This is a genomic window from Sphaerisporangium sp. NPDC049002 (genome assembly GCF_040649355.1).
GTDB lineage: Bacteria > Actinomycetota > Actinomycetes > Streptosporangiales > Streptosporangiaceae > Sphaerisporangium.
The window spans coordinates 1-9333 of sequence record NZ_JBEZFH010000260.1 but is presented as its reverse complement, the minus strand read 5'-3'; the positions used below and the strand labels follow the sequence as shown (position 1 = coordinate 9333).

Below are 9333 nucleotides of genomic sequence, written 5' to 3'. Positions count from 1 at the left end.
TGTTGTACGAGAGCAGCTTGTCGCCACCCGGGTCGCCGGTGGGGGTGATGGTCGGCGTCGGGGACGGCGAGGTGCCGCCAACGGTGCCGTAGACCCACGACGATCCGGTCGCGGTCGCCGACCCCCGCCGCCCGCAGCGCCCGCGCCGTGAGGCCGCCGGCGGCCGTCTCACCGGGGTCCAGCGGCCACGCGCTCGACGCGTCGGGCGCCACCTGGAGCAGGCCGGTGGCCGTACGGGCGGCCGCCCCCAGGTCGTCCCTGGTCAGCCAGCGGGTCGTCGTCAACGCATGACCTCCCCCATGAACAGCTCGATCGAGTCGCGTACGCGGTCGTGGGCGAGGCCGCCCACCTGCGCCTGGAGGATCAGGTCGGTGGCCCCCGCCTCGGCGATCCTCGCGACGGCCTTGCGGGAGCCCTCCACGTCGTCCACGACGACCATCAGGTGCTCGCGCAGCGTCGCCATCGCCTCGTCGGGCGGCAGCCCGGCGGCGAGCTGCCCGAGGACCTTGTGGGTGGCGTGCCGGGCGTCGTAGTAGTCGGGCGGCGTCACCAGGTTGACCTGCCGCCGGATGTACCACAGGACCGGGTCGGCGGCGGTCGCGATGGCCTCCTCGCGCGTCGGCGCGACGTGCCACGGGATCATCAGCGCGATCCTGCGGGTGGCGGGGTCGAAGCCGTGGTCGGCGAGGCATTCCTTGTACCGTGCGATGTCCGATGCCACGTCGTCGATGCCCTTGAGCATGGTCATGCCGAGCAGGTGGTACCCGTGCTTGGCCGCCGCGAGGTAGCCCTCCAGGGAGGTCGACGCGACCCAGACCGGGGGATGCGGCACCTGGGTGGGCCGGGGGTAGACCGCGACGTCGGGGATCTCGAAGAACTCGTTGGAGCGGGTGATCGGCTCGCCGTCGGCGTTCCAGATCGCGAGCACCGCCTCCAGGCAGTCCTCCCAGATCTTGCGGGACTGCTCGAACGGCCGCTGGAAGGCCTGGTATTCGAGCGGCGACGCGCCCCGGCCCGTGCCGAACTCGACGCGCCCGTTGCTGAGGAGGTCCAAGGTGGCGACCCGCTCCGCCGTGCGGATGGGGGACTGGAAGGGCAGCAGCACCACCCCGAGGCCGAGATGGATCCGCTCGGTGCGCTGGGAGATGGCCGCGAGCACCAGATCGGGGGCGGAGGAGTGGGAGAAGCCCCGGGTGAAGTGGTGCTCCACGAACCACGCGGTGTCGTATCCCAGGCGGTCCCCGAGCACGACCTGGTCGATCACGTTCTCGAACGTCCGCCGTTCCACCTCGCGGGTGCGCCCGCGGACCTCCAGTTCGTATCCCAGGCTGATCCGTAGGGACGTCATCCGCGCCTCCGTTCCACCACTCGACCCAAACCCAATTCAACCAAGCGCTCGCTTGGCGAGATTACCAGCCGCGACGAGCCGCAACAAGCAGTGCCCTCTTCGAGGGGCGTCGTGGCGGGCGCGGGTCAGTGGGTGCGGGGAACCCGGGTCGCGATCCGGCGCGCGGCTGCCGGCGACGAAGGGAAGAGCGACGCGGCGAGGCGCGCGCGGTGGGCCTGGGGCGGGCCGAAGAGCTGGGCGTCGCAGGTGGCGCGCTTGAAGGACAGATGGGCGTCGTGCTCCCAGGTGACGCCGAGGCCGCCGTGGATCTGGATGTTCTCGCCCGCCGCCGCCAGATAGGCCTCGGTGCAGTACGACCCGGCGATGGCCGCGCGCACGGGCAGCTCCTCCTCGGTCGCGCGTGCGGCGGCGTACGCGGCGGACCGCGCCGACTCCACCGCGAGCAGCATGTCGGCCAGCTTGTGCTTGACCGCCTGGAAGGAGCCGATCGGACGGCCGAACTGGTGACGCTTCTTGGCGTGGGCCACGGCGGCGGCCAGGCAGCGCGCCGCTCCGCCCGCCTGCTCGGCGGCGAGCGCGGCCACGCCGAGGTCGCGCACCCGCGCGGCGGGGCGTGCGTCCCCGAGCCGCCGTGCCGGGGCGCCGTCGAAGACCAGCTCGGCGAGCGGGCGCGTGCGGTCGAGGGTCGCATGCGGCCTGCGCGCCGTCGGCCGCGCCTCGACGAGCGAGCCGCCCACGTAGGCCAGGACGACCTCCCCGTCGAGCGCGTACGGGACCGAGCCGTGCAGGCGCTGCCCGTCGAGCCGCAGGCGGGCCTCGCCCGGCAGCACGACCGTCGCGGTCGCCGACCCGCCGGCGATCCGCGGCAGCAGGCGGCGCATCGCCTCCCGGTCCCCGCTCGCCTTGACCGCCTCCGCCGCGAGCACGGCGGTCGACAGGTAGGGGAGCGGCGACAGGGACCGGCCGAGCTCCTCGCAGACGACGGCCACCTCCGCCATGCCGCATCCCGCCCCGCCGTACTCCTCCGGGACGGTGAGCCCGGCCACCCCCAGCTCGCCCGCGAACCTCCTCCACAGCTCCCGCGCGTCCCCGGCGCCCGTTTCGGGGGAGCCGGTGAAGGCCGGGGCGGGTGGGCACGCGTCGCGCAGGAAGTCGCGCACCGTGACGCGCAGCTCGTGCTGCTCCTTGGTGGGATCCACGCTGGTAGCTTAACAAGCGATTGCTTGGCCAAGGGGGCGCCGGGCAGGGGTCGCGGACGTAAATCGGGCGACGCCCGCGCGAGACTCGATAGCCTGTATACCTGTCAATCCCCGCGACCGAGGAGTAGCCGTGCCGCTGCGTATGTCCACCCTGTTCCTGCGCACCCTGCGTGAGGATCCGGCGGACGCGGAAGTGCCGAGCCACAAGCTGCTCGTCCGCGCCGGCTATGTCCGCCGCGTCGCCCCGGGCATCTACTCATGGCTGCCCCTCGGCAAGATCGTCATGGAGAATGTCGCCCGCGTCGTGCGCGAGGAGATGAACGCCATAGGCGGCCAGGAGGTCCTGTTCCCCGCGCTGCTGCCCCGCGACTACTACGAGGCCACCGGCCGCTGGACCGAGTACGGCGACACGCTGTTCCGGCTGAAGGACCGCAAGGGCGCCGACTACCTGCTCGGGCCCACCCACGAGGAGATGTTCACCGACATGGTCAAGGGGGAGTACTCCTCCTATAAGGACTATCCGGTAATCCTCTACCAAGTCCAGACGAAGTATCGCGACGAGGCGCGTCCCCGGGCCGGAATCCTGCGTGGCCGCGAGTTCATCATGAAGGACTCCTACTCCTTCGACCTCGACGACGACGGCCTCAAGCGCTCGTACGAGTTGCACCGCGAGGCCTACATCAAGCTGTTCGACCGGCTCGGCATCGATTACAAGATCGTCTTCGCCATGTCGGGCGCCATGGGGGGCTCGGCCTCCGAGGAGTTCCTCGCCCCCTGCGCCACCGGTGAGGACACCTTCGTGGCCTGCCGCAACTGCGGTTATGCCGCCAACGCCGAGGCCGTCGTCACGCCCGCCCTCCCGGCCGTGACCGGTGAGCACCCCGCCCTCAAGGTGCTCGACACCCCCGGCACCCCGACCATCGACTCCCTGGTCTCCCTGGTCAACGAGCGGTACGGGCTCGGTGTGACCGCCGCCGACACCCTCAAGAACGTCGTGGTCAAGGTGCGCACGCCCGGCTCCAGCGAGTCGGAGACGGTGATCGTCGGCGTGCCCGGCGACCGTGAGGTCGACTTCAAGCGCCTGGAGGCCGCGCTCGCCCCGGGCGTTCCCGAGATCTTCGAGGCGGGCGACTTCGCCAAGCACCCCGGCCTGGTCCGCGGCTACATCGGCCCCCAGGTCCTCAAGGAGCTGGGCATCCGCTACCTCGTGGACCCCCGCGTCGTGGCGGGCTCCGCCTGGGTCACCGGAGCCAACGAGCAGGGCAAGCACGCGGCGAACGTCGTCGTGGGCCGCGACTTCGAGCCCGACGGCACCATCGAGGCCGCCGAGGTGCGCGCGGGCGACGTCTGCCCCCGGTGCGCCCACCCCCTGTCCATCGACCGTGGCATCGAGATCGGCCACATCTTCCAGCTCGGCCGCAAGTACGCCGACGCGGCCGGCCTCGACGCGCTCGGCCCTGACGGCAAGCCCATCCGCATCACCATGGGCTCGTACGGCGTGGGCGTCTCGCGCGCCGTGGCCGTGATCGCGGAGCAGAAGTACGACGAGCTGGGCCTGGTCTGGCCCCGGGAGGTGGCGCCCGCCGATGTGCACGTGGTCGGCACCGGCAAGGACAACCAGGTCGAGGCGGCGCTGAAGCTCGCCGAGGAGCTGGAGGCCAAGGGTCTGCGCGTCCTCGTCGACGACCGCGCCGGGGTGTCGCCGGGCGTGAAGTTCAAGGACGCCGAGCTGCTGGGCGTCCCGACGATCCTGATCGTCGGCCGGGGGCTCGCCCAGGGCGTCGTGGAGCTGCGCGACCGCAGGACCGGTGTCAAGGAGGAGGTCCCGCTCGCCGAGGCCACCGAGAGCGTGCTCGCCGCGGTGAGCGCCGACCCGCTGCCCGGCCGCCCCTGACCCTCCGCGTCCCCCACGCATGGTGAGGGGGGCTCGCCGCCTCTCGGCCCGGGGTGGCGAGCCCCCCTTTCACGTGCCGTTCCAGGCTCAGGCCGTACGGCACGCGCTCTCGGCGTCGTACGCGAACTCGTCTAGTCGCGCGCGCTGCCCATCGTCTTGCGCCAGTGGAAGCCGCCCGGCAGGTTGACGGTGATGGTGCGCCGCCCGTCGGCGCCCTTCGTGACACGGAAGCCACGTCCGCCGTAGCTGTGCCCGACACCGCTCCGCGAAAGGTTGAGCCTGAACGGCCCCATCTTGATCGACTTACGGTAACTCCAGCCCATGTGTCCCTCCGTGCTCTTCCGATGGACGAGCAACTACCCGGGACACCACCCGCAAACGCCGGTGTGTCGACGAAATCGCCTACTGGTCAAGGGAAACCGGCGGCGAGGTGCCCGGCCTTCCCTTCGGGGAGGGGCCGGCGGCGGGGGCGGGCCAGCCGGGCAGGGCGGCGATCGCCGGGCGCCAGCCGTACCCCCTGACCGCGCACTCCTGCATGGCCATGGCGGCGAGCCGCCGCAGCGCGGTGTCCTCCACGGCGGTCAGCTCAAGGTAGGCGGCGGTGACGCGGTCTTCCACCAGCGCTGCGAGCCGGGCCGCGTCGGCGGCCGCGGCGACGGGGAAGGGCAGCTCGTACGCCGCGCCGGACTCCGACGGCGTGCCGCCCCTGGCCGTGATCAGCTGGCGGATCTGGTCGCGCCTGGCCCGGTGGGCGTTGAAGCCGGCGGACGCCGACGACCGCTGGCCGCCGCTGGTGCGGGCGCCCACGACGCCGTAGGCGTACACGGCGGCGTGCTCGGCGTCGAGCACCTTGTTGAGCCCCTGGAGCGCGTCGGTCATGTCGCCCTCGCCAGTGCCACCGCGTGCGCGGCCTCGCAGGCGCCGATGCAGGCGAGGAGTTGCGCCAGGGCCGGGGAGACGTTCGCGATCTGGCGGGGCCGGGCGGCCGCCGCCTTGCGCTCCAGCTCGCGCAACCGGCCGACCGAGACCCTGGCGGCGGCGGGCGGGGAGCCGGCCGCCGCCGAGGGGGTCGGCGAGGCGGGCGCGGGGCTCGGGGGCAGGCGGCGCCGCAGCTCCGCCAGGTGGACCTCGTGGCGCTGCTGGAAGGGCCCGAGCACGGCGGCCATCTTGCCGCCCGAGAGCACGGCCTGCCGGTAGAGCGCGACCATGCGCTCCTTGTCGGCGATGACGCCGGTGAGCAGCACGGTCTCGGGGTCGGGCGGCTTGGGCGCCGGCGGCGGGGTCTCCCGCGCCGAGCAACCGGCGACGGCCACGGCGACCGCACCGGCGGCGGTGCCACGCAGCACCGCGCGCCGGGTCAGGGCCTGCTGACGCACGGTGTGGCCTCCCGTGGATGACGGCTTTTCCTGGCTTGGCACATAGCATCGTACGGCGCGTCGCCGGGTGGGTAACCGAGTGACGCTCTTTCCGTGCCCCGGTGTCGATAGGCTGGTGAACCGTTGGGCGAGGTACGCCTTCGGCCCTCTCGCGAGATGGCCGATAATTCAACTGGGAGGTCAGCATGGGCGCCGACGCTCGACGTGACCGCCTGATAAAGCTTCTGGAGCCCGTCGCCGCGGCGGAGGGTCTCGACCTTGAGGATGTCACGGTCACTCCCGCCGGCAAGCGGAGGCTCCTGCGCGTCATCGTGGACGGCGACGACGGGGTGAGCCTCGACAAGGTCGCCGACATCAGCCAGGTGGTGTCGCAGGCGCTCGACGACAGCGACGTCATGGGCGGCAGCCCGTACGTCCTGGAGGTGACCTCCCCCGGGGTCGACCGCCCGCTGACCGAGCCCCGGCACTGGCGGCGCGCCAAGGGGCGCCTGGTGAAGGCCGACCTGCGCGACGGCAGCTCGCTGGAGGGCCGCGTCCTGGCCGTCGGCGACGCCGGTGTCGAGCTCTCGGACGCGCCCGAGCCACGCCTGCTGGCGTGGGAAGAGCTGAGCAAGGGCCGGGTGCAGGTGGAGTTCCGCCGGCTCGACGACGAAGACGAAGACGTGCTTGACCATGAAGAAGACGCCGACGACGGCGACGAGGGCTAGGGGGGAGCCTTGTGGACATTGACATGAGCGTCCTGCGCAGCCTGGAGCGGGAGAAGGACATCTCCTTCGACCTGGTCGTCAAGGCCATCGAGGATGCGTTGCTGATCGCGTACTTCCGCACCGAGGGGGCCTCCTCCAAGGCGCGCGCGGAGCTCGACCGAGCCTCCGGGCACGTGATGATCTACGCCGCGGAGCTCGACGACGAGGGCCAGGTGATCAGGGAGTACGACGACACCCCTGGCAACTTCAGCCGCATCGCCGCGACCACGGCGAAGCAGGTGATCCTTCAGCAGCTGAGGGACGCGGAAGACGAGATCAACTTCGGCGAGTTCGCCAGCCGCGAGGGTGAGCTGGTCGCCGGCGTCATCCAGCAGGGCAAGGACCCTCGGGTGGTGCTGGTCGACCTCGGCAAGATCGAGGCGATCCTGCCGCACAACGAGCAGGTCCCCGGTGAGGAGTACATCCACGGCGAGCGGCTGCGCTGCTACGTCGTCCAGGTGAAGAAGGGGCACAAGGGGCCGTCGGTCACGCTGTCCCGCACCCACCCGAACCTGGTGAAGAAGCTCTTCGCCCTGGAGGTCCCCGAGATCGCCGACGGCACGGTGGAGATCGCCGCGATCGCCCGCGAGGCCGGTCACCGCACCAAGATCGCGGTGCGGTCCCGCAGGGGCGGCGTCAACGCCAAGGGAGCCTGCATCGGCCCGATGGGGTCGCGGGTGCGCAACGTGATGACCGAGCTGCACGGCGAGAAGATCGACATTATCGACTGGTCCGACGACCCAGCCGATTTCGTCGGGAATGCCCTGTCTCCCGCGCGGGTTTCGCATGTGGAGGTCATCGATCTGGAGGGTCGCGTGGCGCGGGTGACCGTGCCTGACTACCAGCTTTCGCTCGCGATCGGCAAAGAGGGGCAGAACGCCCGCCTCGCCGCTCGCCTCACCGGGTGGCGCATCGACATCCGTCCCGATACCCAGGCGACGGCGACGGGGGATGCGGTCGGTCCTGCCGATGCCTCCACAAGGTAAGCTTGAATACGGTGGCCGGGCGGCCCCGCTGAGAACGTGTGTGGGCTGCCGGGTTCGCACGGTAAAGTCCGAGCTGCTCCGCCTGGTGGTGGTCGAGGGCGAGATCGTTCCCGACCAGCGAGGACGGCTGCAGGGCCGGGGTGCTTATGTGCATCCGGCACTGAGCTGCCTGGAGCTCGCCGAACGTCGCCGGGTGTTTCCGCGCTCGTTTCGCGTCGCGGGATCGCTCGACATGGCGTGCCTGCGAGCTTCTCTCGCGGGGCTTGACGTCGAGTAGGACCGGGTGAATGGTTACCAACTGTCATGTAGGACGCCGAGTCGATGGGCGGGTCAGATAGCGATGAGCGCCTGATGAGCATGCGGCGATGAGTACGTCTAGGTAGCGACGGTCCGGCGGCACAGCCTCCCGGGCCGAGTTAGGGAGTGCAGTGGCGAAGGTCCGAGTCTACGAGCTCGCCAAGGAGTTCGGAGTCGAGAGCAAGGTCGTGATGGCCAAGCTCCAAGAAATGGGCGAGTTCGTTCGATCGGCGTCTTCAACGATAGAAGCGCCGGTGGTCCGCAAGCTCACGGAGGCCCTCAAGGGGCCGTCCGATTCCAGGGGCGGCGACAGGTCGTCCAGGGCGCCGTCGAAGGCGTCTCCCCGGCCGGCGCAGAGCCCGGCCGGCAACGGTGCGCCGGCACCTGGTCAGCAGGCTCCGCGGCCGGGCCCCGGCCCGAAGCCGGGTCCGCGACCGGGTCCCGCGAACGTCGCGCCCCGTCCGCCCGTTCCGATGCCCCATGTCAGCCAGCCTCCGCAGGAGGCTCCCCGCCCGGCGGCGCCGCGTCCCGAGGCCGCTCGCGCCGAGGCCGCCCCTGAGGTGGCCCGTCCCGAGGCGGCTCGCCCGGCCGCGCGTCCCGAGGTCCCGCGTTCGGAGGCGCCCCGGTTCGAGGCTCCTCGCACCGACGCCCCTCGTCAGGACGCGCCCCGGTCCGAGGCGCCCCGTTCCGACGCCTCGCGCCAGTCGGCGCCGGGCTCGCGGCCAGGTCCCGGCGCGAGGCCGGGTCCCCGGCCCGGTCCGGCCCAGCGCCCCGCGGCGCCCTCCGCCCCCGGCGGCGGCGCGCCGGGTGGTGCTCCGGCGGGTCCGCGTTCCGGCGCTCCGGCGTCCGGCGGCGCTCCTCGTCCCGGAGGCCCGAAGCCGGGTCCGCGCGGCCCGCGTCCGGGTAACAACCCCTTCTCCTCCAACGCGAGCGGCATGGGCCAGCGCCCGGCGCGTCCGCCACGTGACGGTGGGGCTCCTCCCACCCGTGACGGCGCCCCTCGTGAAGGCGGTCCCCGCGAGCCGCGCCGTGAAGGCGCCGGTCCGCGCGAGCCCCGCCGTGAGGGCGGCGGTCCCCGCGACGGCGCGATGCCGCGTCCTCCGGGCGCCCGTTCCGGTCCTCCCGGAGCGGCCGGTCCGCGTCCGGGTCCCGGTTCGGCGGGCCCGCGTCCCGGCCCCGGTGCGGGAGGCCCCCGTCCCGGTGGTCCGCGTCCCAACCCGATGATGATGCCCTCGCGCCCGTCCGGTCCCGGTCAGGGTGGCGGCGGTGGCGGCGGCGGTCGTCCCGGTGGCGGCGGTGGCCGTCCCGGCGGTGGCGGCGGTGGCGGTCGTCCCGGTGGCGGCGGCGGTGGCGCCGGTCGTCCCGGTGGCGGCGGCGGCTTCAGCGGTCCCCGCACGGGCACCGGTGGCCGTCCCGGCGAGCCCGTGATCGGTGACGACGACGTCCTCATCCCGATCGCCGGCATCCTCGACATCCTCGACAACTAC

Annotated in this window: 10 protein-coding genes and 1 pseudogene; 5 read left to right on the top strand and 6 right to left on the bottom strand. The window is 72.4% G+C overall.

Going from position 1 to position 9333, the window contains the following annotated elements:
• The 3 genes and pseudogenes from AB0B89_RS32365 to AB0B89_RS32355 form a co-directional block, all read right to left on the bottom strand.
• A pseudogene (locus AB0B89_RS32365) lies at positions 1-284 on the bottom strand (hypothetical protein); the annotation flags it as partial.
• The gene (locus tag AB0B89_RS32360; RefSeq protein WP_358560376.1) at positions 281-1348 is read right to left on the bottom strand and encodes an LLM class flavin-dependent oxidoreductase; all 1068 of its coding nucleotides are present in this window, start codon (positions 1346-1348) and stop codon (positions 281-283) included. The pseudogene AB0B89_RS32365 and the gene AB0B89_RS32360, both read right to left, overlap by 4 nt.
• Before the next feature lie 125 nt (positions 1349-1473).
• Positions 1474-2547, bottom strand: coding sequence for an acyl-CoA dehydrogenase family protein (locus tag AB0B89_RS32355; protein WP_358560374.1), 1074 nt, complete (start codon positions 2545-2547; stop codon positions 1474-1476).
• A 130-nt stretch (positions 2548-2677) separates the two neighbouring features.
• On the opposite strand from AB0B89_RS32355, the gene AB0B89_RS32350 reads away from it, so the two are divergent.
• On the top strand, positions 2678-4441 hold the full coding sequence (locus AB0B89_RS32350; protein WP_358560372.1) for a proline--tRNA ligase: 1764 nt from the start codon (positions 2678-2680) through the stop codon (positions 4439-4441).
• A gap of 131 nt (positions 4442-4572) precedes the next feature.
• On the opposite strand, the gene AB0B89_RS32345 is transcribed toward AB0B89_RS32350, so the two are convergent.
• From AB0B89_RS32345 to AB0B89_RS32335, 3 genes are all read right to left on the bottom strand, one after another.
• Positions 4573-4764: a DUF4236 domain-containing protein gene (locus AB0B89_RS32345; protein ID WP_358560370.1), complete on the bottom strand. Its 192-nt coding sequence runs from the start codon at positions 4762-4764 to the stop codon at positions 4573-4575.
• Positions 4765-4843: 79 nt separating this feature from the next.
• Positions 4844-5320 carry a ferritin-like domain-containing protein gene (locus AB0B89_RS32340; protein ID WP_358560368.1) on the bottom strand — a complete coding sequence of 159 codons (477 nt, stop codon included), beginning with the start codon at positions 5318-5320 and terminating at the stop codon, positions 4844-4846.
• The gene (locus tag AB0B89_RS32335; protein WP_358560366.1) at positions 5317-5817 is read right to left on the bottom strand and encodes a twin-arginine translocation signal domain-containing protein; all 501 of its coding nucleotides are present in this window, start codon (positions 5815-5817) and stop codon (positions 5317-5319) included. The genes AB0B89_RS32340 and AB0B89_RS32335 overlap by 4 nt, the downstream gene beginning before the upstream one ends.
• Positions 5818-6002: 185 nt before the next feature.
• Between AB0B89_RS32335 and rimP the strand changes: the two genes are divergently transcribed.
• The 4 genes from rimP to AB0B89_RS32315 form a co-directional block, all read left to right on the top strand.
• A complete protein-coding gene (gene rimP, locus AB0B89_RS32330) occupies positions 6003-6524 on the top strand; it encodes a ribosome maturation factor RimP (protein WP_358560364.1) in 522 nt (173 codons plus the stop codon).
• A gap of 23 nt (positions 6525-6547) precedes the next feature.
• On the top strand, positions 6548-7549 hold the full coding sequence (nusA, locus tag AB0B89_RS32325; RefSeq protein ID WP_358560362.1) for a transcription termination factor NusA: 1002 nt from the start codon (positions 6548-6550) through the stop codon (positions 7547-7549).
• The gene (locus tag AB0B89_RS32320) at positions 7515-7826 is read left to right on the top strand and encodes a YlxR family protein (protein ID WP_358560360.1); all 312 of its coding nucleotides are present in this window, start codon (positions 7515-7517) and stop codon (positions 7824-7826) included. Before nusA ends, AB0B89_RS32320 begins: the two co-directional genes overlap by 35 nt.
• 151 nt (positions 7827-7977) lie before the next feature.
• On the top strand, positions 7978-9333 hold a 1356-nt coding region (locus tag AB0B89_RS32315), incomplete at its 3' end, for a translation initiation factor IF-2 N-terminal domain-containing protein (RefSeq protein WP_358560358.1).